The organism is Streptomyces sp. cg40 (genome assembly GCF_050320165.1).
GTDB lineage: Bacteria > Actinomycetota > Actinomycetes > Streptomycetales > Streptomycetaceae > Streptomyces > Streptomyces hokutonensis.
In genome coordinates, this window is the sequence record NZ_CP190128.1 from 3,530,188 (window position 1) to 3,555,893 (window position 25,706).

Below are 25,706 nucleotides of genomic sequence, written 5' to 3' on the forward strand. Positions count from 1 at the left end.
TCCCCCCGGCACGCACCGACTGTCAAGTGGGTGGGACGGGAGTCTCATTATGTGAGCGGAGGGCTGTTCCGCCCCCGAAAACGACGGGCACACCACTGGTGTACACCCCCGCGGCGCCGCCCGCGAACGCGGGCTCCGCCGGGCCGTGCGGCACCGGATAGTGGCCGCAGGACAGGGCCCGGCGCAGCCGGTACTCGTCGAGCGGTCCGGAGAAGGCCATGCCCTGCCCGTGCGTGCAGCCCATCGCGCGCAGGGCGACCACCTGTTCCGGCAGGTCGACCCCGTCGGCCACGGACTGGAGCCCGAGGTCCCCGGCGATCCGCAGCAGCCCGCTGGTGATCTTGTGCAGCCGCGCGGACTCGACGACTCCCTCCACCAGACTGCGGTCCAGTTTCAGTACGTCGACGGGGAGCCGCCGCAGCGTCGTGATGGTCGCGTAGCCGCTGCCGAAGCCGTCCAGGGCGATCCGGACGCCGAGCCGCCGCAGGGCGGTCAGGCGTCGCTCCAGCTCGTCCAGGGAGACCCTCGGGTCGGTGTCGGACAGCTCGACGACCAGGGAGCCGGACGGCAGCCCGTGCCGGGTCAGCAGGGCCTCGATCGAGCCGAGCGGCATCGACTTGTCCAGCAGCCGCCGGGCGCTCATCCGCACGGCCACGGACACGGCGGGCCCGGCCGCGAGACGCTCGGCGGCCTGCTCCACGGCCTCCTCCAGCATCCAGCGCCCCAGCTCGGCGGTCTTGTCGCTGTCCTCGGCCACCCGCAGGAACTCGGCCGGCGTGAACAGCACCCCTTGCGAGGACCGCCAGCGCGCCTGCGTGGAGACCGACGTGATCCGGCCGTCCGTCAGCGACACCACGGGCTGGTGCAGCAGCGCGAACTCGCCGTCGTGCAGCGCGGCCCGCAGCCGCGTGGCCAGCTCCGCCTTCCGTACGACGTCCTGCTGCATCTGGGGGGCGTACAGCTCGACCCGGCCCTTGCCGGCGCCCTTCGCGCGGTACATCGCGAGGTCGGCGTTGCGCAGCAACTCCCCCGCGCCCAGGCCAGGTTCGGCGAAGGCGACGCCGATGGAGGCGGCGACACGGACATCGTTGCCGTCGATCAGATACGGCTGGGACAGGGTGATGCGCAGGCGGTCGGCGAGTTCCATGATGTGCCGCTCGCGGGCGGCCCGGTCCCGGGTGCCGTCGCCGACGATCAGGGCCGCGAACTCGTCGCCGCCGAGCCGGGAGGCGGTGTCGCCGTGCCGGACCGCGCCGTCGAGCCTGCGGGCGGCCTGGATGAGGAGTTCGTCGCCGGCCTGGTGGCCGATGGTGTCGTTGACGGCCTTGAAGCCGTCGAGGTCGATGAAGAGGACTGCCGTGCCGCGGTCGGTGGAGCGGCGGCCGGACAGGGCCTGCTGGACGCGCCGGGTGAACAGGGCGCGGTTGGGCAGGTCGGTGAGCGGGTCGTGCTCGGCGTTGTGCTGCAACTGCGCCTGGAGGCGCACGCGTTCGGTCACGTCCCGGCTGTTGAAGATCAGGCCGCCGTGATGGCGGTTGACCGTCGACTCGACGTTCAGCCAGCCGCCGTCGCCGGAGCGGAAGCGGCACTCGATACGGGTGTTGGACTCCTCGAAGGGGCTGGCGGCGAGGAAGCGGCGCACCTCGTGCACCACACAGCCGAGGTCCTCGGGGTGGATGAGCGAGGCGAGCTCGTTGCCGACGAGCTCCTCCGCGGCCTTGCCGTAGACACCGGCGGCGGCCGGGGAGACGTAGCGCAGGATGCCGTTCGGGGCGGCGATCATGATGACGTCGCTGGAGCCCTGGACCAGGGAGCGGAAGTGGTTCTCCTTCTGGGCCAACTCCTGGGTGAGGGTGATGTTGTCGAGCAGCATGATGCCCTGGCGGACCACGAGGGCGAGCACCACACAGCCCGCGGTGATGAGCACCACGCGATCGGGGCTGCGGCCGTTGAGGACGTTGTAGAGGATCCCCAGCGTGCAGACGGCGGCGGCGAGATACGGGGTGAGCGCGGCCAGCGAACCGGCGATGGGCCGGGTGGCCGGATAGCGGCCGTGGTCGGCGCCCGGCGCGGCTGCCGGGTGCTGGACGCCGGTGCGCTGTCCGGGCCGGTGTTCGTGCACCACGCGCGTGTGCCCGTCGTCCTCGGGCCGGGTGTGCCGGGGCGCGGCCCACGGGGCGTAGGCGAGGAGCAGCGAGCCGGCGAACCAGCCCGCGTCGAGCAACTGGCCCGAGTGGTAGTTGTTGTGGAGCAGCGGCGAGGTGAACAGGGCGTCGCACATCACGGTCAGGGCCAGCGCGCCGATCGCGGTGTTCACGGCGGTCCGGTTGACCGAGGAGCGCCGGAAGTGCAGCGCGAGCACCATGCTGACCAGGGCGATGTCGAGCAGCGGGTACGCCAGGGAGAGCGCGGTGTGGGCCACGCTCGGCCCGTCGAACTTGGCGGCCTGGGCCAGCGCGAGGCTCCAGGACAGGGTGAGCAGCGAGCCGCCGATCAGCCAGGCGTCCAGCGCCAGACAGACCCAACCGGCCTTGGTGACGGGCCGTTTGGCCAGCACCAGGAGGCCTACGATGGCGGGCGGCGCGAAGCACAGGAAGAACAGGTCGGCGAAGCTGGGGCTGGGCACGGTGCGCTCCAGGACGACCTCGTACCACCCCCAGACTCCGTTGCCCAGTGCCGCCATCGCCGAGGAGAGCGAGAACAGCAGCCAGGCGGGTCGAAAGCGGATACGGCGGTTTCGCGCGTAGAGGAAGCAGGAGACGGCGGCGGTACCGGCCGCCGCGCTGAGCCCGAAGTCGCCCATGATCAGGGCGACTTGGTGCGATCCCCAGTCGAGCGCGGAACCGACGGCGTATCCCGCGCACACCAGGGCCAGGACGAGTTGCTGGACCAGGCCCCAGCCGCCGGAGGACGGCGGTCGTGGCGGCCGCGCTCCCGGTGAAGTCCGGTCCCGGAGCGCCCCGTTGAGGGTGGTCGTCGCAGACGGTGGCGCACTCACCGGGCCCTCCCGGTCCGTGTCGCTCCCCGGTCCCGCGGGCCCCGGTGCGCTGGATGGGCGTGCCTGCGGCGGCTGTTGTGCCTGCGGTGGTGATGACTGGGGTGACTGTGCCGACCACCCTGATCGCTGCGGCTGCCGTGACCGCCGTGGTTGTCGTGACAGCCGTGGTGGCCGCGTCTGCGCGCGGCGGTGCGCCAGGGTCGCCGTCGGCGGCCCCGCCGCGTCGGATCGCTCGTCCATAGGCCGTGCATCGCCCGTCGCCCCCCTCACAGTCTGAAATGTCCGTCCCCGGCGCCGAACGGTGCGCGGCGCAGCCCCTGCCGGGACGATACACCAGTCTCGTCACTCAGGGACATAGTTCCTCTACGCTCCGTGACGACCAGCGGAGATGCGTGCACGCCCCGCTTCCGGAAGGTTGCGGAGGGTACCGGAAGCGGATTGCACGCCTGTTGCGACTACTCAGTTGGTCCTGTCGTAAGGATCACGTTCCGCAGCGGCTCCTGGTTCACGAACCGTCCCAACTGCTCCACAACCAGACGCTTCGCACGCGGCAGGAACGCCGACGTGGGCCCGCCGACGTGCGGACTGATCAGCACGCCGGGCGCCTGCCACAACGGGTGCCCCTGGGGCAGCGGTTCGGGGTCGGTGACGTCCAACGCGGCGGTGATACGGCCGCTTTCCAGCTCCGCGAGCAGCGCCTTGGTGTCCACGACGGGACCGCGGGCCACGTTGACCAGCAGCGCCCCGTCCTTCATCCGGGCCAGGAACTCGGCGTCGACCAGGTGACGCGTGGTCTCCGTGAGAGGCGTGGACAGGATGACGACGTCCGCGTCCGGGAGCAGGGCGGGCAGTTCGGTGAACGGGTGCACCGGTCCGCGCTCCGTGGTGCGACCGGAGCGCGCCACGCGCGCCACCCGCGCGAGCTCGAAGGGAGTGAGCCGGTCCTCGATGGCCGCGCCGATGGCGCCGTAGCCGACGATGAGGACGGAACGGTCGGCGAGCGCCGGGTGGAAGTCGCCCTGCCAGCGCTCCTGTTGCTGGGCCCGCACGAACTGCGGGATGCCGCGCAGCGAGGCGAGGGTCAGCGCGAGCGCGAGTTCGGCGGTGCTCGCCTCGTGCACGCCGCGGGCGTTGCACAACCGCACTCCCGGGACGATGGAGGAGAGGCTCGAGGTCATGTCGTCGACACCGGCCGTCAGCGTCTGGATGACCTGGAGATTCCGCATGTGCGCCAGTGGCCGCGTCTTCACGGGGTGACGCTTCATGTACGGCACGACGTACAGAACGCAGTCCGCCGGGTCGCCGGGGAACTCCTGATCGCCCTCCTCACCCCCGTCCCAGAACAGGTAGTTGGGCCCCTCGGGGAGCCCTTCGATCTCCTCCGGCGGGATGGGCAGCCACACGTCGACAGTCATGGTCAGGAGGCTATGTCAGGGCCACGCGCGCGCAGAGGTTAGGTTGGTGGGCCAGGAGAGGGAGGGTCACGAGCAGGTGGAGCGCAGGACGATCGGCGCGGGGGCGCTCTCGATGGGGGCCGTCGGGCTCGGCTGCATGCCGATGAACTGGGCCTACAGCGGGTCGCGGCAGCGGGGCGACGAGTCGGTCAGGGCCGTGCACCGGGCGCTCGATCTGGGCATGACGCTGCTGGACACCGCCGACATGTACGGCCCGTTCACCAACGAGCTTTTGTTGGGGCGGGTGTTGAAGGAACGGCGGCGGGACGCGTTCGTGTCGACCAAGGTCGGCCTGCTGGTCGGCGAGCAGCACATCGTGGCCAACGGCCGCCCCGGCTATGTGAAACGCGCCTGCGACGCCTCGCTGCGCCGCCTCCAGACCGAGGTGATCGACCTCTACCAACTGCACCGCGCCGACCCCGAGGTACCGGTCGAGGAGACCTGGGGCGCGATGGCAGACCTCGTACAGGCAGGAAAGGTAAGGGCGTTGGGCATGTGCGCGGTCGGCGCCCGCTCGGCGCGCCGGCCCGGGGCGCGCCTGCATGACGGAACGATCCGCCAACTCCAGCGTGTACAACAGGTGTTCCCGGTGACGGCGGTGCAGGCCGAGCTGTCGGTGTGGTCGACGGAGGCGCTGGACGCGCTGCTGCCGTGGTGCGCGGCGCGCGGGGTCGGTTTCCTGGCCGCGATGCCGCTCGGCAACGGCTTCCTCACCGGCACCCTGACCCCGGGCGAGGGCTTCGAACCGGACGACGTGCGCGCCCGCCACCCCCGCTTCACCGCCGAGATGACCGCCGCGAACCAGCCGATCGTGGCCGGGCTGCGCAGGGTGGCCCGCCGCCACGGCCCCGAGGTCACCCCGGCCCAGGTGGCCCTGGCCTGGGTGCTGGCGCAGGGCCCGCACGTGGTGCCCGTGCCGGGCACCAAGCAGGAACGCTGGGTGACGGAGAACGCGGGAGCGGCGGAACTGCGCCTCACTCCGGAGGACCTCACGGAGGTGGCGGAACTGCCGGCGGCACAGGGCTCCTGGGACTGACCGGGCGTACGCGGGAGAGGCGCTGCCTGAGGCGCTCGCCCCCTGGGACTATCGGGCAGACACGGGACAGAGACAGCCCAGGCGCTCGCCCCCTGAGACTGGCCGGGCATACGCGGAACAGGGACTGCCTCAGGCGCCCGCCCCCTGGGACTGGCCGTCGTACACATGCCAGGGACCGCCGGCGGACGGGCACCCCTGCGCCCCGGAACCAAGCGCGTGACAGGGCTCGATCCTGCGTCGGTCGTCGGTGATCGGGAACCCGTCCGGCGTGAGCGGTGTATGACAAGTAGAACCCGCCCGTCGAAGGGACCTGATCGTGCAACGTCGAGTCGTGTCGGCCGCCCTGGCCGTGACCGCGCTCCTGCTGACGGCCGGCTGCTCCTCCGGCGGCGAGGACCCGCGCTACGGCACACCCACGCCCTCGGGCAGCGCCAGTACGGCCACGGGGTCGTCGTCCTCCGGACAGCCCGCCGCGCGGATCCCGCCCGCCAAGGGCACCGTGAAGGTGCTGCGCACGGTCACCGAGGGTCTGAACACCCCCTGGGGCCTGGCCCCGCTGCCCGACGGGAACCTCCTCGTCTCCTCCCGGGACAACGGCACGATCACCCGGATCACCGAGAAGACGGGCCAGAAGACCGAGCTGGGCACGGTCTCCGGGTTCTCCCCCGCGGGCGAGGGCGGTCTCCTCGGCATCGCGCTCTCCCCGGACTACGCCTCGGACCACATGGTCTACGCCTACTTCACCTCGGCCTCGGACAACCGCATCGTCCGCATGCTGTACGACCCGAAGAAGCCGGCCGGTGAGCAGCTGGGCGCCCCGGACACGATCTTCAAGGGCATCCCCAAGGGCTATATCCACAACGGCGGCCGGATCGCCTTCGGCCCGGACGGCATGTTGTACGCGGGCACGGGCGAGAGCGGTCAGCGGGGCCTGGCGCAGGACAAGAAGTCCCTGGGCGGCAAGATCCTGCGGCTGACCCCGGAGGGCGACCCGGCGCCGGGCAACCCGTTCCCGGACTCGCCGGTGTACACCTACGGCCACCGCAATGTGCAGGGCCTGGCCTGGGACTCCAAGCAGCGGCTGTTCGCCTCGGAGTTCGGCCAGGACACCTGGGACGAGCTGAACGCGATCACTCCGGGCGACGACTACGGCTGGCCGAACGCGGAGGGAAAGAGCAGCGACTCCAAGTACCACAACCCGATCACCCAGTGGCACACCGACGACGCCTCCCCCAGCGGTATCGCCTACGCCGAGGGCTCCATATGGATGGCGGGCCTGAAGGGGCAGCGCCTGTGGCGCATCCCGCTGGACGGCACCAAGGCGTCGGCCGCCCCGCAGGCCTTCCTCACCGGCGAGTACGGCCGTTTGCGCACGGTGGTCTCGGCGGGCGGCGACAAGCTGTGGCTGGTGACCAGCAATACGGACGGGCGGGGCACGCCTAAGTCGGGGGACGACCGGATTCTGGAGCTTCAGGTGTCGTAGCGGGCGCGTCGGCGTCATCGGCCGAGGGGTCCGGCAGGCGGACGACGACCTTGCCGGACTCCAGGTCTATCGGCCCGCGTCCGGGGTCGCCGTCGGCGACGTCGACCCTGGTCATCTCCAGGCGGTTGCGCTCGTCCTCGGTGTGCTTGCGGCCCGGTGAGAACAGTTCCTCGAACATGTTGAACACGGCGCCTCCCCTGGCCCGGTCTCCTACAGCGTACGACTCATCCGGCCGAACGCACGGTGAGCGGGTCGGGCGGGAACAGCCCCAGCCGGTGGGCCACGGCCGCCGCCTCGCCCCGGCCGGAGACGCCGAGCTTGCCGAGGATGTTCGAGACGTGGACGCTCGCGGTCTTCGGGGAGATGAAGAGTTCCTCGGCGATCTGCCGGTTGGTGCGGCCGGCGGAGACCAGGCGCAGGACGTCGCGCTCCCGGCTGGTGAGGCCGAGTGCCTCGACGGGGTCGGCGGAGACGGCTCGTGGCGCCGGGACCCTGGTCAGCGTCAGCCGGGCCCGCTGGGCGAGCAGGGCGACGGAGTCGGCGAGCGGGCGGGCGCCCAGGTGCTCGGCGACGGCGCCGGAGAGCCGGAGGAGTTCGGTGGCGCGGTCACGCCGGTCGTCACCGCTGCCGCCGTCGGTGCCGGATTCGCCGCCTCCGGTTTCGGACAGGAGCGCCTCGGCCAGGCGGTGGCGGACGCGGGCGAGGTCGTAGGGGCGGTCGAGGCGCTCGAAGGCGGCGACCGCCTCGGACCAGTCGTCCGGGGTGGAGCGGCCCTCGGCGCGCAGCAGTTCGGCGCGCAGCCAGCGTTCGTGGGCCTGCCAGACGGGCGCATTGGTGGCGACGCGTTTGGCGGCCTCCCGGATGCGTTCGAGGATCTTGGGGCGGCCGGGGTCGGCGGCGGGCAGGCCGATGGCCTGGGCCTCGGAGACGGCGGCGGCCACCAGCAGGGGCCAGGTCTCGAAGTGGGTGCCGGGCCGGAAGCCGGAGTCCAGGACCTGTTCGAGGGTGGCGCGGGCGTCGAGGAGGCGGCCCTCGGCGGCGGCGACCTGGATCTCGATCCGCTCCAGGGGCTGGTGGTGCTGGGGTGCGACGTCATGGGTGCCGAAGTGCTCGCGGGCGGCGGCCAGTTGGCGGCGGGCCTCGGTCACCTCGCCCCGGGCGAGGGCGAGTTCGGCCCGAAGGCGGGCGTGGAAGCCGCGGGGCTTGGAACTCTGGCCCACCCGCTCGGCCTTGGTCGCGGCCTCGGCGGCCTCGTCCCAGCGGCCCAGGGTGAAGAGGGACTCGGCGAGGTTGCCCCAGATCCAGGCCTCCTTGTCGAACTGGCCGAACTTCTTGGCGAAGGCGAGCCCGGTCTCCAGGATCGGCACGGCCTCGCGGGAGCGGCCGACGGTTTCGAGGGAGGACGGGAGGTTCACATAACTGCGGCCCGCGACACTGGAGATGCCCTCGGCGACCGTCCGTTCGTTCACCTCGACCAGCTCGGCGAGGCCCGCCTCGACATCGCCGGAGGCGACCATGAGGCCGGCCAGGGTGAGGCGGGCGTCCATCTCGATCTCGCGGGCGCCCACCATGCGCGCGTACTCGACCGCGCGCTCGGCGGCCACATAGGCGTCCGGTCCCGGCACGTGCACCATCGACCAGCCGGCGACCTTGGCCAGTACCTCCGCGTGCACCTCGGAGGGCGGCAGACCGCGTACCAGTTCCTGCGCGGAGGCGAGTTCCGACCAGCCGTCGCCGCGTCCCTGGTGCCGGATCAGGACGGAGCGCTGCACCCAGAACCAGGCGGCCCGCAGCGGGTCCCCCTCGTCGTCGATGAGGTGCAGGGCCCGCTTGGTGATCTTCAGGGCGCGTTCGCGCTCCCCGCTGAGCCGCCCGGCCACGGCGGCCTCCGCCATCAGGTCGAGGTAGCGCAGGGGTGTGGTCTCCGGGTCGCAGCCGCAGGCGGGATACACCTCGGCGTAGTCGACGGGCCGCAGTCCGGCGCGCACCTCGTCGGGGACGGTGTCCCACAGCTCCATCGCCCGCTCCAGGAGCCGCAGTTGCTCGGAGTGGGCGTGCCGGCCGCGGGCCGCCACGGAGGCGTCCAGGACGGCGGGGAGGGCCTTTGCGGGGTCGTGGGCGTGGTACCAGTAGCTCGCCAGCCGCATGACGCGCTGGTCGGCCGGGACGAGCGTCGGGTCGGCCTCCAGGGCTTCGGCGTAGCGGCGGTTGAGGCGGGAGCGCTCGCCGGGCAGCAGGTCGTCGCCGACCGCCTCGCGGACCAGGGAGTGGCGGAAGCGGTAGCCGTCGCCGCCGGGCGCGGCCTGGAGGATGTTGGCGCCGACGGCCGCCCGCAGCGCCTCGATGAGGTCGTCCTCGGCGAGCCGGGCGACGGCGGCGAGCAGTCGGTACTCGACGGTGGAGCCGCCCTCGGCGACGATCCGGGCGACCCGCTGGGCGCTCTCGGGCAGTGACTCGACCCGGACGAGGAGCAGGTCGCGCAGGGAGTCGGTGAGGCCCGTGCGGCAGCCGTCGTCGGCGGCGACGGCGAGTTCCTCGACGAAGAACGCGTTGCCGTCGGAGCGCCGGAAGATCTCGTCGACCTGGGCCTGGTCGGGCTCGGCGGCGCGGATGCCGGCGATCTGGCGGGCCACTTCCTGCCGGTTGAAGCGGCCGAGCTCGATCCGGCGGACCGTGCGGAGCCGGTCGAGTTCGGCGAGCAGGGGGCGCAGCGGGTGGCGGCGGTGGATGTCGTCGGCGCGGTAGGTGGCGAGGACGAGGAGGCGGCCGGTGCGCAGGGTGCGGAACAGGTAGGCGAGGAGGTGGCGGGTGGAGGCGTCGGCCCAGTGCAGGTCCTCCAGGGCGACGACGACCGTGCGCTCGGCGGCGACACGCTCCAGGAGGCGCGCGGTGAGTTCGAAGAGGCGGGCCATGCCCTCCTCGTCGCCGCGGCGGGCCCGGTGCGCGGTGGGGGTCTCCGCCAGCTCGGGGAGCAGCCGGGCGAGTTCCTCCTCCTGGCCGGCGGCGGCCCTGGACAGTTCGGCGGGCAGTTCGCGGCGCAGGGCGCGCAGGGCCGTGGAGAAGGGAGCGAAGGGCAGTCCGTCCGCGCCGATCTCGACACAGCCGCCGAGCGCGACGACGGCGCCCCGGCGGCAGGCGGCCGTGGCGAACTCCTCGACCAGCCGGGTCTTGCCCACGCCGGCCTCGCCGCCCAGCAGCAACGCCTGCGGCTCGCCCGCGGCAGCGCGGGCGAGCGCGTCGTTCAGCGTGTCCAGTTCATCGGCCCGGCCGACGAAGACCGGACTGACGGACCTGGTCTCCACGGTCCCGAGGATGTCACGCGGGTCTGACAACGCGGCACTCGTTTTCGGGAGGGCGGTCGCGGGGAGGAGCGCCCCGCCGGCCCGCCGGGCGGGCGCCGTGCGGCCGCCCTCCCGTGTCCGTCCGGTCACGAGGCGCGGGCGAACAGGTGCCTGCGCGGGCGTTCGGTATGCACCTCGCTCTCGGTGACCTGCCCGGCCTGCTCGCGACGGGCGGCACGGGCGCCGCGCACGGCCTCGCGGGCCAGCCGCTCGTTGGCCGCCTGCCGGCGGAGTTCGGCGGAACGGAGCTGGTGCATCTCGTACTCGTACATCTCAAGTCCCTTGGTGGAGGCGGTTTTTCGGGCTTCGCTTTCTGCGATGCCTCAACCTTCGTCTCCAAGGGGGGTCCGCCACATCGGGAGAGTTCCGCATCTTGCGGGACCGGGAGGGCCTTAGACGTGCGTAAGGGGCCCCAGGTCCTCCGTAAGGTGCTTACGGAGGACCTAGGACCCCTGATGAACTGCGGTGACTCAGCTGCTCGCGGAGGGCAGGCTGAGCAGGACGTCGGTGTACTTCAGGACGGCCAGGAGCAGGCCTACGACGCCGAGCGCGACGCCCGCCCAGGAGACCGACTTGATCCAGGTGGCCTGCGGCTTGCCGGGGGCACCGAAGGCGGGCCGGACGAGGGCGCCGACGCCGACGAGCAGGCCCACCAGGGCGAAGATGCCGGCCCACAGCGCGGTGGTGTGCCAGGCGTCGCCGTAGACCTCCTTGATCTGCGTCGCGACGCTCGCGGTGGAGGAGGTCGAGAGCTGGCCCTTGAGGGTCTCGCGGGCGGCGGCGACGGAGCCGATCCAGCCGCCGGAGAGCGAGATGAAGCCGAGCGCGGCGGACACGACGGCGGCGGCACCCTGGCCGACGCCGGCGGAACCTTCCGGTTCCTCCAGTCCGAGCTTCGCGAGCTCGGCCGCGTACTCCTCCTCGGTGAGGTCGTCCTCGTCCTCGGAGGCCTCGGCCTCGGTGGCATCCGCGTCGGCGGACTCCTGCTCGGTCACTTCCTCGTCGGTCTTGGTGACATCGGTCTTCGTCACATCGGTCTTGGTGACGTCGACGGTTTCCGCGTCGCTCTTCACCTCGGGGGCCTCGTTCGCGGCCTCGTCAACAGTCTTGGTACCCATGGTGCGCACGGTAGGGGTGGTTTCTGAGAAGTTCCTTAAAGATCGGCCCCCGCCGCACGCGCGCGTGCCTCGCGCCACTCGGGTGCGAGCACGGACCACACCTCGGTGTCGTGCCGCAGGCCCCCGTGGGGGTGTGACTGGCGAAGGATCCCGTCCCTGGTCATGCCCATGCGGCGGGCAACATTCAGGCTCTTCTCATTGCCTGCGGCGGCATGCCATTCGACCCGGTGGATACCGCGCTGTTCGACGGCGAAGTCGATAAGAATCCGTATCGCGCGCGTGATCAGTCCGCGCCCGGCAGCGGCGGGTTCGAGCCAGCAGCCGACCTCGCAGTTGCCCTGGTCGGCGTGGAAGTTGAGGAAGAGGACACCGCCGACGAGCTTGCCGTCCAGCCAGATGCCGTGCAGGGACGCGCTGTCGGCGGCGCGCAGGTCGGCGTAGCGCTGGAGCATGGCCCGCGCGGACTCGACGTCCGTCTCCTTGGAGCCGAAGGAGATGTACTGGCCGATGAACTCCCGGCCGCGGTCCAGGTGGGCGAGGAACTCCTCGGCGTGCCAGGGCTCCAGGGGACGCAGTTCGGCCCCGTCGTCACCCAGGGATATCGCGTACATCCTGCTCCCGCTCCTTCGCCAGTACGTCCGCCACCTCGGCGTCCGTCGCAGCGGCCAGCCTCTCATGGGCGGCGCGGCACTCGGGGGGCTCGATGCTGATGCGGGGCAGGACGCGGTCCAGGCGGCGCGGCAGCCACCAGTTGGCGCCGCCGAGCAGGTGCATGAGGGCGGGCACCAGCAGCGTACGGAGGACGAAGGCGTCCAGGGCGACGGCGGAGGCGAGCGCGATGCCGAACATGGCGATCACGCGGTCGCCGCTGAGCACGAAGGCGAGGAAGACCGAGATCATGATGACGGCGGCCGAGTTGATGACCCGGCTGGTCTCGGCGAGGCCGACGCGGACGGCCCGGCGGTTGTCGCCGGTTTCCAGCCATTCTTCGTACATCCGGCTGACCAGGAAGACCTGGTAGTCCATGGAGAGCCCGAAGAGGACCGACACCATGATCACGGGGAGGAAGGGTTCGATGGGCCCGGCCCGGCCGAGGCCGAGGAACTCGCTCCCCCAGCCCCACTGGAAGATCGCGACGACGACTCCGAAGGCGGCCGCCACGGCGGCGACGTTCATCGCGGCGGCCTTGAGCGGGATGCCGACGGACCGGAAGGCGAGCAGGAGCAGCACACAGCCGAGCGAGATGACGACCCCGACGAACAGCGGGAGCTTGCCGACGATCACGCCGGCGAAGTCGTCGTAGCTGGCCGTCACCCCGCCCACGTGGATGTCCAGCGAGGTGCCCGTCTCGGCACGGGGCAGTACCTCGGTGCGCAGCCGGTCGACGAGATCGCTGGTCCGCCGGGACTGCGGTGCCGAGTCCGGTACGACGGTGAAGTACCCGGTGGAGCCGCCGGCGTCGTAGGTCACCGGGGTCACGGAGGCGATGCCCTCGGTGGTGCGGAGGGTGGCGTCGAGGTTGTCGAGGGCGAGCTTGTCCTCGGCGCCGTCGATCTTCGTGACGAGCGTGAGCGGGCCGTCGACGCCGGGGCCGAAGCCGTCCGCGAGGAGGTCGTAGGCCTGGCGGGTGGTCGACGTCTTCGGGTCGTTGCCCTGGTCGGAGGTGCCCAGGTGGAGCGAGAGCGTCGGCAGGGCGAGGACGGTGATGACGGCCAGGGCGAGGGCGCCGAGGAGTTTGGGGTGGCGTTCGACGAACGCGGACCAGCGGGCGGCGAGCCCGGTGGGCAGCTCCGGCTCGGGTCCGTGTTCGGCCAGCCGGCGCCGTTCGCGGCGGCTGAGGGCGCGCGGTCCGATGAAGGACAGCAGGGCCGGGAGCAGGGTCACGGAGGCCGCGACGGTGAGCATCACGGTCAACGAGGCGGCGATGGCGACCCCGTTGAGGAAGCCGAGCCGCAGGATCAGCATGCCCAGGAGGGCTATGCACACCGTGGCGCCCGCGAAGACGACCGCGCGTCCGGTGGTGACGACCGCGTTGGTGACCGACTCGGTGACGGACAGTCCGCGTTTCAGTCCGCGCCGGTGCCGGGTCACGATGAACAGGGCGTAGTCGATGCCGACGCCGAGCCCGACCAGCATTCCGAGCATGGGCGCGAAGTCGGCGACGGTCATGGCGTGTCCGAGCAGCACGATCGCCGCGTAGGCGGTGCCGACGCTCACCAGGGCGGTGCCGATGGGCAGCAGCGAGGCGGCGAGCGAGCCGAAGGCGAGGAACAGCACGAGGGCGGCGACGGCCACCCCGACGATCTCGGCGGTGTGCCCGCTCGACGACTCGGTCAGCCCGATGGCGCTGCCGCCCAGTTCGACCTGGAGCCCTTCGGTCTCGGCGGCCTTCGCGGCGCGGACGACCGCCTGCGCCTCGGACTTGTCGATGTCCTCGGCCTGGTGCGCGAAGGTGACGGTGGCGTACGCGGTCCGCCCGTCGGCGCTGATCCGGCCGGTGCCCTGCCCGTCGTACGGGCTGACTACGGAGGCGACTCCGGGCAGACCGGAGATCTTGTCCAGGGCCTCGGTCATGGTCTGTTCGACGTCGGCGGCGCGGACGGAGCCGGGCGAGGTGCGCCAGACCACGGTGTCGCTGTCGCCGCCGAGGCCCGGGAAGCTCTCCTTGAGCAGCTGAGTTGCACGGCCCGACTCGGTGCCGGGGGCCTCGTAGTCGTTCGAGTACGCCGAGCCGGTGACGGCGGCGGCAGCGGTGACCCCGCCGAACGCGAGGAGCCACAACAGGACGGCGGCGAGGCGGTGCCGAACACACCAGCGGGCAAGGGCTGCCACGAACGTGCTCCCGGGGATGGCGAATTGTGGATCTTTGACCGGGAGAAATCGTTCAAGGGATGAACAGCCCGCAAAGAACGCATGAGCAATACGCGGCCCACTCTCGCAGCCGAAAGTGATCGTTGATGACGTTCGAGGGCTTCATCGCCGGAGTGGGAGCGAGATCACAGGACAGTAACGGCGACTCTGTCACCCCGGAAGGCGCCTCAGTCGAACTGGTCCCCCAGCGCCATCACCATCGCGCCGACGACCAGCAGCCACAGCGCCCGTCTGGTACGGCCACGGGAGCCGAGCACCGACGCGAGCGCGCACAGCGCGGCCCCCACCGCATAGGCGGCCGGGACCAGCACCGGTTCGGAACCGGTGGCCCGGAGCACCGCCGCGGCCACACCGGCCAGGGCCAGCACGGCACCGGTCAGGGCCGCCGTCCAACGGGCCCGCCGCGCGTCCAGTGCGGGATCGTCGAAGTCCGGTGTCTCGGATTCTCCGCGTCCGTCCATGGCGGGCGAGAGTAGCGCGTCCTCCTGAGAGACCTCGTGCACGGCCAACCGACGTCCTCCACAATCTCGTTGCTCTCCCACAGGAAGCTACGCAGAACCGGAGGGGCCCGTTCACCGAACATCCCCGGGGGACGCATCTCACTCGATGCGTCCCCCGGGGATGTCGATTTCCTACGGCGGCTCAGCCCTCGCTGACGCCCAGCTGCTCAAGGACGAGTTCCTTGACGCGGGCCGCGTCGGCCTGACCGCGGGTCGCCTTCATGACGGCGCCGACCAGGGCACCGGCCGCGGCCACCTTGCCGCCGCGGATCTTGTCGGCGATGCCCGGGTTGCCGGCGATGGCCTCCTGGACGGCGGTGGTGAGGGCGCCTTCGTCGGAGACGACCTTCAGACCGCGCTTCTCGACGACCTCGTCCGGGGTGCCCTCGCCGGCGAGAACGCCCTCGATGACCTGGCGGGCCAGCTTGTCGTTCAGCTCACCGGCGGTCACCAGCGCGGTGACCCGGGCGACCTGCTCCGGCGTGATGGGCAGCTCGTCGAGCGCCTTGCCCGACTCGTTGGCGCTGCGCGCCAGTTCACCCATCCACCACTTGCGCGCGGAGGCCGCGTCGGCACCCGCGTCGATCGTGGCGACGATCGGGTCGATGGCACCGGCGTTGAGGATCGACTGCATGTCGAACGCGGAGATCCCCCACTCCTCGGTCAGCCGGTTGCGGCGGGCCAGCGGCTGCTCGGGCAGCCCGGCGCGGATCTCCTCGACCCACGCGCGCGAGGGGGCCACCGGCACCAGGTCGGGCTCCGGGAAGTACCGGTAGTCCTCCGCCTCCTCCTTCACGCGGCCCGAGGTCGTCGACCCGGTGTCCTCGTGGAAGTGGCGGGTCTCCTGGATGATCGTGCCGCCGGAGTTCAGCACCGCGGCGTGGCGCTGGATCTCGTAACGGGCGGCACGCTCCACGGAGCGCAGCGAGTTGACGTTCTTGGTCTCGCTCCGCGTGCCGAACTTCTCGCGGCCGTGCGGGCGCAGCGACAGGTTCACGTCGCAGCGCATCTGCCCCTGCTCCATGCGGGCCTCGGACACCCCGAGCGCCCGGATCAGCTCGCGCAGCTCGGCGACGTACGCCTTCGCGACCTCGGGAGCGCGCTCGCCCGCACCCTCGATCGGCTTGGTGACGATCTCGATGAGCGGGATGCCGGCGCGGTTGTAGTCCAGCAGCGAGTGCGAGGCGCCGTGGATACGGCCCGTCGCGCCGCCGACGTGCAGCGACTTGCCGGTGTCCTCCTCCATGTGGGCGCGCTCGATCTGCACCCGGAAGGTCTCGCCGTCCTCCAGCTGGACGTCGAGGTAGCCGTTGAAGGCGATCGGCTCGTCGTACTGGGAGGTCTGGAAGTTCTTCGGCATGTCCGGATAGAAGTAGTTCTTCCGGGCGAAGCGGCACCATTCGGCGATCTCGCAGTTCAGCGCGAGGCCGATCTTGATCGCGGACTCGACGCCGATCGCGTTGACGACCGGGAGCGCGCCGGGCATGCCGAGGCAGGTCGGGCAGGTCTGCGAGTTCGGTTCGGCGCCCAGTTCGGTCGAACAGCCGCAGAACATCTTGGTCTTGGTGCCGAGTTCGACATGGACCTCAAGGCCCATGACGGGGTCGTACGACGCGAGAGCGTCCTCGTACGACTCCAGGTCGGTCGTGGTGGTCACGGTGAACTTTCCCTCTCAGCCCAGCAGGACGTCGTCGTCGCCCAGCCGCTTCAGCTCGCGGTACAGGATGGCGAGGCCGGTGACGATCGCGACGGCGGAGACCGTGGCGTCGATCAGACGGAGCGTGTCGTGCTCGGTGCGCGCCTTCTTGATCTGCTTGGCGACACCCAGCGCGCCGAACGCGGTGGTGGCCATCGACACATAGGTGCCGGACTTGGACTTCTTGAAGCCCTTGGCCTTCGACAGTGCGTTGCTCACAGCGACGGTGCCTCCTCAAGCAGCGGGTGGCCCCACTTTTCCACGAAGGCGGCCTCTACGGCGGCGCCGACCTTGTAAAGCCGGTCGTCCTTCAGCGCCGGGGCGATGATCTGGAGCCCGACCGGCAGGCCGTCCTCCGGCGCGAGACCGCAGGGCAGCGACATGGCCGAGTTGCCCGCCAGGTTCGTCGGAATGGTGCACAGGTCCGCGAGGTACATCGCCATCGGGTCGTCGGCACGCTCGCCGATCGGGAAGGCGGTGGTCGGCGTCGTCGGCGACACGATCACATCGACGCTCTCGAACGACTTCTCGAAGTCGCGGGTGATGAGCGTACGGACCTTCTGGGCGGAGCCGTAGTAGGCGTCGTAGTAACCACTCGACAGCGCGTACGTGCCGAGCATGATGCGGCGCTTGACCTCGGGGCCGAAGCCCGCCTCACGGGTGAGGGAGGTGACCTCCTCGGCGGAGTGCGTGCCGTCGTCGCCGCTGCGGAGGCCGTAGCGCAGGCCGTCGAAACGGGCGAGGTTCGACGAACACTCGGACGGCGCGATCAAGTAGTACGCCGACAGGGCGAGGTCGAAGGACGGGCAGTCCAACTCGACGATCTCGGCGCCCAGTTCCTTGAGGACCTCCACGGCCTCGTCGAAACGCTGGATGACACCGGCCTGGTAGCCCTCGCCGCGGAACTGCTTGACGACACCGACGCGCATGCCGGCGACACTGCCGTTCCGGGCGGCCTCGACGACCGGCGGGACCGGGGCGTCGATGGACGTGGAGTCCAGCGGGTCGTGCCCGGCGATGACCTCGTGCAGCAGCGCCGCGTCCAGGACCGTACGGGCGCAGGGCCCGCCCTGGTCGAGGGAGGAGGAGAACGCGACCATCCCGTAGCGGGACACGGCCCCGTACGTCGGCTTGACGCCGACCGTGCCGGTGACGGCGGCCGGCTGGCGGATGGACCCGCCGGTGTCGGTGCCGATCGCGAGGGGCGCCTGGAAGGAGGCGAGCGCGGCGGAGGAACCGCCACCGGAACCGCCGGGGATCTTGGTGAGGTCCCACGGGTTGCCGGTGGGCCCGTACGCACTGTTCTCGGTGCTGGACCCCATGGCGAACTCGTCCATGTTGGTCTTGCCGAGGATGACGACGTCGGCGGCCTTGAGCCGCTTGGTGACCGTCGCGTCGTACGGCGGGATCCAGCCTTCGAGGATCTTGGAGCCGACGGTCGTCGGGATGCCCTCGGTGGTGAAGATGTCCTTGAGCGCGAGCGGAACGCCTGCGAGGGGGCCGAGTTGCTCACCCCGGGCGCGCTTCTCGTCGACGGCGCGGGCCTGCGCGAGGGCACCCTCACGGTCGACGTGCAGGAAGGCGTGCACCTTCGCGTCGACCTCCTCGATCCGCGCGAGGTGGGCCTCGGTGACCTCCACGGCCGTGAGCACGCCGGACGCGATGTTCGCGGCGGTCTCGGCGGCGGTGAGCCGGATGATGCTGCTGTGGTCCGTCATGGTGATTAGTCCTCCCCCAGGATCTGCGGCACCTTGAAACGCTGCTGCTCCTGGGCCGGGGCGCCGGAGAGCGCCTGCTCGGGGGTGAGCGAGGGACGGACCTCGTCCGCGCGCATGACGTTCGTCAGCGGCAGCGGGTGAGAGGTCGGCGGTACGTCTTGGTCGGCGACCTCGCTGACGCGGGCGACCGCGCCGATGATGTCGTCCAGCTGTCCCGCGAAGTGCTCGAGCTCTTCGGGCTTCAGCTCCAGACGCGCCAGCCGGGCGAGGTGGGCGACCTCCTCGCGCGTGATGCCAGGCATGCAGCGTTCCTCTGGGGTGAGTGTGTGTGGTTTGGGGCCAATCCTATGGGGCAACACCGGGTACCCGGTAAACGGTTTGATCGGCCACATCACAACAGGGCTAAGGGGCAACCCCCTAGGGGCGCGGGGAACTGCGCGACCGGCCACGACGCGCCCGCAGCCGCGAACGGACAGAAGCCCCCACCCCTGTAGGCGCAAGCAGTCAGCCGATCCGCTCAGGATCGTCCGCCGCGGCCGCCGGCAGCGCCGCCCGCGGCCGCTGCCACCCCCGAGACCCCCGCGCCAGCAACCACGCCGTCATGTCCTCCGGAGGCATCGCCGCGGCGACCAGCCACCCCTGTACGGCGTCGCAGCCCAGGTCCCGCAGCCGCTCCCACGTCTCGTCGTCCTCGACACCCTCCGCGACGACGAGCAGCCCGAGCGAGTGCGCGAGATCCACCGTGCACCGCACGATCTCCGCGTCCTCCGTGTCCACCGCGAGCCGCGCCACGAACGACCGGTCGATCTTCAACTCGCTGACGGGGAGCCGCCGTAGATGCACGAGGGACGAGTACCCCGTGCCGAAGTCGTCGAGGGACATCTTGACGCCGTGGCCGGTGAGGCCGTTGAGCGTGTCGGCGGCGCGCTGGGGGTCCTCCAGGAGGACGTGTTCCGTGATCTCCAGCTGGAGCGACCCCGCCGGGACCCCGTGCCGGGCGAGGCGCGCGGCGACCGAGCCCGCGAAGCCGGGGGTGTGCACATCGCGCGGGGAGACGTTCACCGCGACCGGCACGAACAGGCCCTGGGCGCGCCATCGGGCGACCTGGGCGAGGGCCGTGTCGAGGACGTACTCCGTCAGATGGGGCATCAGTCCGGACGACTCGGCGATCGCTATGAACTCGTCCGGCGGCACCTTCCCGCGCTCCGGATGCACCCATCGCACCAGTGCCTCAAGACCCGCGACCTGGCCGTCGAAGCGGACCTTGGGCTGGTAGTGGACCTGCACCTCGTGCGCGTCGAGGGCACGGCGCAGATCGCCGAGGAGGCCGAGCCGGTCGGGGGTGTTGGAGTCCCGCTTGGACTCGTAGACCTCCACACCCGTACGGTCCCGCTTCGCCTGGTACATCGCGACGTCCGCCCGGCGCAGCATGCCCTCGGCGTCGAGGGCGTGGTCGGGGAAGACGGCGACGCCCGCACTGGCCTCCAGGACGAGCGTGAGCCCGTCGAGGTCGAGCGGGGAGCTGAGCGCGGCGACGAGGTTGCGGGCGACCCGGGTCGCGGACGTGGTGGAGTCGGCGACGGGCAGCAGGACGGCGAACTCGTCGCCGCCGAGCCGCGCGGCCTCCGCCCCGCGCGGCAGCGCCACCCGCAGCCGGTCGGCTATCTGCAACAGCAGCCGGTCACCGGCAAGATGACCGAGAGTGTCGTTGACCGATCGGAAGCGATCGAGGTCGATCAGCATGAGCGCGGCCTTGGCGCCGATGCGTTCGGCGTCGTCCAGGGCGGTCCAGATGCGCTCCAGGAGCCACTGCCGGTTGGGCAGCCCGGTCAGCGGGTCGCGCAGTTGCTCCTCGGCCCGGGCGCGGGCCATCCACAGGGTGGAGTCGAGGGCGATGAGCGGGATCGAGAAGAGGGGCAGCAAGACCGGCTGGGCGATCGCGACCACACAGATCAGCGGGGCGATGCCGAGCAGGGCGACCGCGACAAGGCCCTGTCTGAGCAGGGCGGTGCGGGCGACGGTGGGCAGTCCGCCGTGGCGCGGGGCGTGCAGGTACCAGAGCAGGGTGCGGGTGACGGCCAGATAGGCCAGGGCGACCAGGATCACTTCGGGGGCGGTGTAGACCGTCCAGGTGTCCGGGTTCCAGGGCTTCTCGACGGACGGCACCCGGCCGAACGCGCCGAGCACGAGCGCTCCGGCGGCTATGCCGAGGATGTCGACGGCGCCGTGCAGTACGCCCTGTCGCCAGCGGTTGCGGCGGGCTATGCCGACCAGGACGACGACGGTGAGGCTGACCATGCCGGCGGCGACCCAGCCGTAGAGCAGCAGGACACCGAGGGTGAGGGCGGCGCCCGAGCCGGTGCCGCCCCACCAGCGGGCGCGGCCGAGGGCGACCAGGTGGCCGACGATGATGCCGGTGAGGACCGCCAGCGACCAGCCGACGGTGCCGGACGGGAAGAGCGCGTGGTCGCCGGTGAACGCCCGGAAGAAGCCAGCGCCCAGGACGAAGCCGGCCGCGGCCACGACCGCCGTGGGCAGCGCGGGCCAGTTGAGATGGCGTCCGGTCTCGCCGCCCGGCAGTGGGGAGGCGTGGCCGGCGGAGAGTGGTGCGTCGTGGCGCGCGTCCGGTGTGGAGTACTGTCCGGTGGCGCGCGGCTGGGCTCTGCCCGGACGCTCCACGGGGCGCGCTCCCGGGCGGCTCCCCCGCCAGGCGCCGGTGAGCCGGCGCAGGAGTGAGTCCGGGGGGGCGCTCTCGGTCGGTTCCATTCCCGTCCCTCTCACAGCCGGCGGTGCCCACGCCACGCGGTCCGATGCCCGACTTCCATCACCGGTACCGCGTTTGGAAAACCCTTCCCCTTGCTCACCAAGAGCAGGGGGTTGCCCCAACCGCAGCTGGGCACGGCAGGTGCACACCTCAACAGTAGGCCGCAGAAGGCTTCCACGGGCAGCGGTCGTAGACGGTTGCCCGAATGCGACCCGGCCACCCGTATGCATCTGGTATGCGCCGATCGGGTGGCCTTCAACCGCTGCTCCTCGCTACTCCTCGGCCGGAAGCGCGACTTCGGCGGCCGCCTCGGGGCCCTGTTCCAGCAGAACGGTGAAGCCGTCCTCGTTCAGAACCGGCACCTTGACCTGCATCGCCTTGTCGTACTTGGAACCAGGATTGTCACCTACGACGACGAAAGACGTCTTCTTCGAAACAGAACCGGTCACTTTCGCTCCCCGGCTCTGCAGGGCGTCCTTCGCCCCGTCCCTCGTGAAGTGTTCGAGTGTGCCGGTCACGACGACGGTCAGCCCTTCGAGCGGACGCGGGCCCTCGTCCTCGGCGGAACCCTCGTCCTCCATCCGGACCCCGGCGGCCCGCCACTTGCGGAGGATCTCCTGGTGCCAGTCCTCGGCGAACCACTCCTTGAGCGAGGCGGCGATGATCGGGCCGACGCCCTCGGTGTTCGCCAGCTCCACCTCGTCGGCCTGCTCGATACGCTCGATCGAGCGGAACTCGCGGGCCAGCGCCTCGGCGGCGACCGGGCCGACATGACGGATCGACAGCCCGGTGAGGATGCGGGCGAGCGGGCTCTCCTTGGCCGCCGCGATGGTCTCCAGCATCGCCAGCGCGTTCTTCTTCGGCTCGCCCTGCTGGTTGGCGAAGACCGTCGCGATCTTCTCCTCGCCGGTCTTCGGATCGCGCTTGGGCAGCCCGCTGTCCTGGTCCAGGACGTACGCCTTGATGGGCAGCAACTGCTCGATGGTGAGGCCGAACAGGTCGCCCTCGTCCTTCAGCGGCGGGTCGGCCGGCTCCAGCGGCTTGGTGAGGGCGGCGGCCGAGACATAGCCGAAGTGGTCGATGTCCAGCGCCTTGCGGCCGGCGAGGTAGAAGAGCCGCTCCCTCAACTGGGCAGGGCAGGTACGGGCGTTGGGGCAGCGGAGGTCGATGTCGCCCTCCTTCATCGGCCGCAGCGGGGTCCCGCACTCGGGGCACTCGGCGGGCATCACGAACTCCCGCTCGCTGCCGTCGCGCAGATCGGCGACCGGGCCGAGGATCTCCGGGATCACGTCACCGGCCTTGCGCAGCACCACCGTGTCACCGATGAGGACGCCCTTGGCCTTGACGACCTCCTGGTTGTGCAGCGTCGCGAACTCGACCTCCGAGCCGGCCACCGTCACCGGCTCGACCTGGGCGTACGGCGTGACCCGGCCCGTACGGCCCACGCCCACCCGGATGTTGACGAGCTTGGTGTTGACCTCCTCGGGCGCGTACTTCCACGCGATCGCCCAGCGCGGGGCGCGGGAGGTGGAACCGAGGCGTCCCTGGAGGGGAATCTCGTCGAGCTTGACGACCACGCCGTCGATCTCGTGCGCGACGGAGTGGCGGTTCTCGCCGTAGTACCTGATGAACTCCCGTACGCCGTCGAGGTCGTCGACCACCCTGTTGTGCGTGGACGTGGGCAGGCCCCAGGTATGCAGCAGGGCGTACGCCTCGGAGAGACGGGTGAGGGGGTCGAAGCCCTCCAGGGCTCCGATGCCGTGCACGACCATGTGCAGGGGGCGGGAGGCGGTGACGCGCGGGTCCTTCTGGCGCAGTGAACCCGCCGCCGCGTTACGGGGATTGGCGAAGGGCTTGTCGCCGGCCTCGACCAGGCGGGCGTTGAGCTCCTCGAACTTCTCCATCGGGAAGTAGACCTCGCCGCGGATCTCCACGAGGTCGGGCACGCGGTCGCCGGTCAGCCGGTCCGGGATCTCCGCGATCGTCCGCACGTTGGGCGTGATGTCCTCGCCCGTACGGCCGTCGCCGCGGGTCGCCGCGCGCGTGAGGCGGCCGTGCTCATACGTCAGGTTGACGGCGAGGCCGTCGACCTTCAGCTCGCACAGGAAGTGGTGGTCGGAGGCGCCGACGTCCTTGTGGACACGCTCGGCCCAGGCCGCCAGCTCCAGGTCGTCGAACGCGTTGTCCAGGGAGAGCATGCGGGAGGGGTGGACGACGGAGGTGAACTCCGTCTCGTACGCCCCCGCGACCTTCTGCGTCGGGGAGTCCGGCGTGCGCAGCTCCGGATACTCCTCCTCCAACGCCTCCAGAGAGCGCAGGAGTTTGTCGAACTCCGCGTCGCTGACGACCGGAGCGTCGTTCACGTAGTAACGGAAGCGGTGCTCCTCGATCTGCTCAGCGAGGTGCGCGTGCTTCTCCCGTGCCGCTGCGGGCACCGCCGTCTCCGCTTCCTTGTCGCCGGCCACCGTGTTGTCCTTCCGTCACTCAGGGTTGTCCGCGAGGGATCTCGCCGCCCGGACGCAGTGGGCGAGAGCCTTGCGCGCGTACTCGGGGGAAGCCCCCGCGAGTCCGCACGCCGGGGTGATGGTGACCGCCTCCGCGAGCAGTCCCGGTCGCAGCCCCAGCCTGCGCCACAGCGTTCTGACACCCATGACGCTACCGGCAGGGTCTGACAATGCGGTGTCCGTGCCCGGCACGACACCGGCGAAGAGCCGGGTGCCGGCCTCGACCGCCTCGCCGATCACGTCGTCGTCACGCTCGGTGAGGAGCGAGAAGTCGAAGGAGACGCCGGCCGCGCCCGCCCGGCGCAGCAGGGCGAACGGCACGTCCGGCGCGCAGGAGTGGACGACGACCGGGCCGTCCGCGTGCACCCCGACGACCTCGCGGAGGGTGCTCTCGACGAGTTGGCGGTCCACGGCGCGGTAGGTGCGATAGCCGCTGGCGGACCTGACCTGTCCGCGCAGCACGCCGATCAGGGACGGCTCGTCGAGTTGCAGCACGATCTGGGCGCCCGGGACACGGCGTCGGACCTCGGCGAGGTGGTTGCGCAGGCCTTCGGCGAGCGAGCCGGCCAGGTCCCGGCAGGCGCCGGGGTCGGAGAGCACGGCCTCGCCGTTCCTCAACTCCAGCGCGGCGGCCAGTGTCCAAGGCCCCACGGCCTGCACCTTGAGCGGCCCCTCGTACCCCTGCGTGAACTCCTCGAACGCGTCGAGGTCCTCCCCCAGCCACGCCCACGCCCGCTTGGTGTCCCGCCCCGGCCGGTCCCCGATCCGCCAACCGCTGGGCTCCACGCGCGCGTACACGTCGACGAGCAGCCCGGCGGTCCGCCCGATCATGTCCGCACCGGGCCCCCGCCCGGGCAGCTCGGGCAGAAACGGAAAGTCCTCGAAGGCCCCGGCAGCGGTCTTCGCGGCCTCCCGGGCATCGCTGCCGGGCAGGGAACCCACACCGGTGGCCGGACCGAAGCTGAACTGGCTGTTGTTGCTCACCCCGGAAGACTACGGAACCCTCCGGGGGCCGGGCTCACCCCTGGGGGCTCCGCCCCCAGACCCCCGGAACCTTGCCCGCCCACCACCCGACTCGGTTGCTTGAATGGTTCACAGGTCCGGACTTCAGCGCATCCGGACCCCGTACCGTTCCAAGAACCCGACCAGCCCCTCCGGATCCGCCACCTCCAGGTTGTTCCAGAATCGGCGGCGCTCCCAAGAGACGTCCGTCAGGCCGTGCACACTGCCCGCGCCGATGAACTCGCCCTCGGCGTCGAGCAGGGCGATGGTCACGCTGCCGAAGCAGCGGCAGATGCCTTCTATGAACGTGCCGGTCGTGGTGAGAGCGCGCAACTCCGCGAGTCCCTCGGCGTCGAACACCTCACCGATCAGGCCGCGTTCGGAGAGCGGCCCGCCGTTGTCGCCGCCTTCGAGGACCACCGCGGCCTCCGTGCGCCCCCACACCTCGTCGAGCCAGCCCCGGACCTCCGCACCTTTCTCCCCGCGCGATCGCTCCGGCCCGGTCGCCTTCCTGGTCACCTTCCCGGCCGCACCGTCAGGTCGTTGACCTCCGCGTCCGCCGGCAGGTCGATCGCCATGAGGATCGTCGTGGCGACGGACTCGGGGTCGATCCACTGGGCGGGGTCGTAGGCCTTGCCCTCCTGCTGGTGGACCTTGGCCTGCATGGGGCTGGCGGTGCGGCCGGGGTAGACCGAGGTGACGCGGACGCCGCCCGGGTGTTCCTCGTGGCGGAGGGAGTCCGCCAGGGCCTTCAGGCCGTGCTTGGAGGCGGCGTACGCGGACCAGTCGGCGCTCGCCCGCAGTCCCGCGCCGGAGTTGACGAAGAGCACGTGGCCGCGGGCCGCGCGGAGTTGGGGCAGGAAGTGGCGGGTCAGTTCGGCGGGGGCGACGAGGTTGACGTTGAGCTGGTGGTGCCAGGTCTTCGGGGTCAGCTCGCCCACCGGGCCCAGGTCGACCACCCCGGCGATGTGCAGGAGCGTGTCCACCCGGTCGGGCAGGCTCTGGTGGGAGAACGCCCAGCTGAGCCGGTCGGGGTCCGCGAGGTCACCGACCAGGGTGCGCGCCCCGGGATACGTCGCCGCCAGTTCCTTCGCGCGGCCCGCGTCGCGCGCGTGGAGCACGAGGTCGTCCCCACGCGCGTGCAGACGGCGGGCGACGGCCGCGCCGATGCCGGAACCGGCCCCGGTGATCACATGTGTAGCCATGCCCGCCATGCTCGCA

At 71.2% G+C, this 25,706-nt stretch carries 20 protein-coding genes; 2 read left to right on the plus strand and 18 right to left on the minus strand.

Annotated features, from left to right (window positions below; genetic code table 11):
* Nucleotides 1–22: 22 nt before the first annotated feature.
* Nucleotides 23–2,998, minus strand: a complete 2,976-nt coding sequence (locus ACQHII_RS15335; RefSeq protein WP_427919829.1) for a putative bifunctional diguanylate cyclase/phosphodiesterase — start codon at nt 2,996–2,998, stop codon at nt 23–25.
* A gap of 455 nt (nt 2,999–3,453) precedes the next feature.
* Nucleotides 3,454–4,413 (minus strand): 2-hydroxyacid dehydrogenase, encoded by a 960-nt coding sequence (locus ACQHII_RS15340; protein ID WP_427919830.1) that lies wholly within the window; start codon nt 4,411–4,413, stop codon nt 3,454–3,456.
* Nucleotides 4,414–4,489: 76 nt separating this feature from the next.
* Between ACQHII_RS15340 and ACQHII_RS15345 the strand changes: the two genes are divergently transcribed.
* Nucleotides 4,490–5,488 (plus strand): aldo/keto reductase, encoded by a 999-nt coding sequence (locus tag ACQHII_RS15345; protein ID WP_427925316.1) that lies wholly within the window; start codon nt 4,490–4,492, stop codon nt 5,486–5,488.
* 331 nt (nt 5,489–5,819) lie between these two features.
* Nucleotides 5,820–6,971, plus strand: coding sequence for a PQQ-dependent sugar dehydrogenase (locus tag ACQHII_RS15350; RefSeq protein WP_427925317.1), 1,152 nt, complete (start codon nt 5,820–5,822; stop codon nt 6,969–6,971).
* Here ACQHII_RS15350 and ACQHII_RS15355 read toward each other — a convergent pair.
* From ACQHII_RS15355 to ACQHII_RS15430, 16 genes are all read right to left on the minus strand, one after another.
* Nucleotides 6,928–7,149, minus strand: coding sequence for a DUF6191 domain-containing protein (locus tag ACQHII_RS15355; RefSeq protein WP_427925318.1), 222 nt, complete (start codon nt 7,147–7,149; stop codon nt 6,928–6,930). The two genes, ACQHII_RS15350 and ACQHII_RS15355, sit on opposite strands and share 44 nt — an antisense overlap.
* A gap of 46 nt (nt 7,150–7,195) precedes the next feature.
* Nucleotides 7,196–10,285 (minus strand): helix-turn-helix transcriptional regulator, encoded by a 3,090-nt coding sequence (locus ACQHII_RS15360; RefSeq protein WP_427925319.1) that lies wholly within the window; start codon nt 10,283–10,285, stop codon nt 7,196–7,198.
* A gap of 113 nt (nt 10,286–10,398) precedes the next feature.
* Nucleotides 10,399–10,584 carry a hypothetical protein gene (locus ACQHII_RS15365; protein WP_427919831.1) on the minus strand — a complete coding sequence of 62 codons (186 nt, stop codon included), beginning with the start codon at nt 10,582–10,584 and terminating at the stop codon, nt 10,399–10,401.
* 198 nt (nt 10,585–10,782) lie between these two features.
* A complete protein-coding gene (locus ACQHII_RS15370) occupies nt 10,783–11,430 on the minus strand; it encodes a hypothetical protein (protein WP_427919832.1) in 648 nt (215 codons plus the stop codon).
* A 35-nt stretch (nt 11,431–11,465) separates the two neighbouring features.
* Nucleotides 11,466–12,041 carry a GNAT family N-acetyltransferase gene (locus tag ACQHII_RS15375; RefSeq protein ID WP_427919833.1) on the minus strand — a complete coding sequence of 192 codons (576 nt, stop codon included), beginning with the start codon at nt 12,039–12,041 and terminating at the stop codon, nt 11,466–11,468.
* Nucleotides 12,019–14,262: an MMPL family transporter gene (locus tag ACQHII_RS15380; protein WP_427919834.1), complete on the minus strand. Its 2,244-nt coding sequence runs from the start codon at nt 14,260–14,262 to the stop codon at nt 12,019–12,021. Before ACQHII_RS15380 ends, ACQHII_RS15375 begins: the two co-directional genes overlap by 23 nt.
* A gap of 206 nt (nt 14,263–14,468) precedes the next feature.
* On the minus strand, nt 14,469–14,762 hold the full coding sequence (locus tag ACQHII_RS15385) for a hypothetical protein (RefSeq protein ID WP_427919835.1): 294 nt from the start codon (nt 14,760–14,762) through the stop codon (nt 14,469–14,471).
* Nucleotides 14,763–14,943: 181 nt separating this feature from the next.
* Complete coding sequence (gatB, locus tag ACQHII_RS15390; protein ID WP_427919836.1) at nt 14,944–16,458, minus strand: Asp-tRNA(Asn)/Glu-tRNA(Gln) amidotransferase subunit GatB; 1,515 nt, start codon at nt 16,456–16,458, stop codon at nt 14,944–14,946.
* Between the two features lie 15 nt (nt 16,459–16,473).
* Complete coding sequence (locus ACQHII_RS15395; protein WP_355920893.1) at nt 16,474–16,716, minus strand: hypothetical protein; 243 nt, start codon at nt 16,714–16,716, stop codon at nt 16,474–16,476.
* Nucleotides 16,713–18,215 (minus strand): Asp-tRNA(Asn)/Glu-tRNA(Gln) amidotransferase subunit GatA, encoded by a 1,503-nt coding sequence (gene gatA, locus ACQHII_RS15400; protein WP_427919837.1) that lies wholly within the window; start codon nt 18,213–18,215, stop codon nt 16,713–16,715. The genes ACQHII_RS15395 and gatA overlap by 4 nt, the downstream gene beginning before the upstream one ends.
* 5 nt (nt 18,216–18,220) lie before the next feature.
* Entirely contained in the window at nt 18,221–18,517 is a 297-nt protein-coding gene (gene gatC, locus ACQHII_RS15405; protein WP_007384860.1) for an Asp-tRNA(Asn)/Glu-tRNA(Gln) amidotransferase subunit GatC, read from the minus strand.
* A gap of 202 nt (nt 18,518–18,719) precedes the next feature.
* Nucleotides 18,720–20,981: a putative bifunctional diguanylate cyclase/phosphodiesterase gene (locus ACQHII_RS15410; protein WP_427919838.1), complete on the minus strand. Its 2,262-nt coding sequence runs from the start codon at nt 20,979–20,981 to the stop codon at nt 18,720–18,722.
* A 270-nt stretch (nt 20,982–21,251) separates the two neighbouring features.
* Nucleotides 21,252–23,444 carry an NAD-dependent DNA ligase LigA gene (ligA, locus tag ACQHII_RS15415; protein ID WP_427919839.1) on the minus strand — a complete coding sequence of 731 codons (2,193 nt, stop codon included), beginning with the start codon at nt 23,442–23,444 and terminating at the stop codon, nt 21,252–21,254.
* Nucleotides 23,445–23,459: 15 nt separating this feature from the next.
* Nucleotides 23,460–24,467 (minus strand): methionine synthase, encoded by a 1,008-nt coding sequence (locus ACQHII_RS15420; protein WP_427919840.1) that lies wholly within the window; start codon nt 24,465–24,467, stop codon nt 23,460–23,462.
* A 123-nt stretch (nt 24,468–24,590) separates the two neighbouring features.
* Complete coding sequence (locus tag ACQHII_RS15425) at nt 24,591–25,004, minus strand: hypothetical protein (RefSeq protein WP_427919841.1); 414 nt, start codon at nt 25,002–25,004, stop codon at nt 24,591–24,593.
* Nucleotides 25,001–25,699: an SDR family oxidoreductase gene (locus tag ACQHII_RS15430; protein ID WP_427919842.1), complete on the minus strand. Its 699-nt coding sequence runs from the start codon at nt 25,697–25,699 to the stop codon at nt 25,001–25,003. The genes ACQHII_RS15425 and ACQHII_RS15430 overlap by 4 nt, the downstream gene beginning before the upstream one ends.
* Between the last annotated feature and the right edge of the window lie 7 nt (nt 25,700–25,706).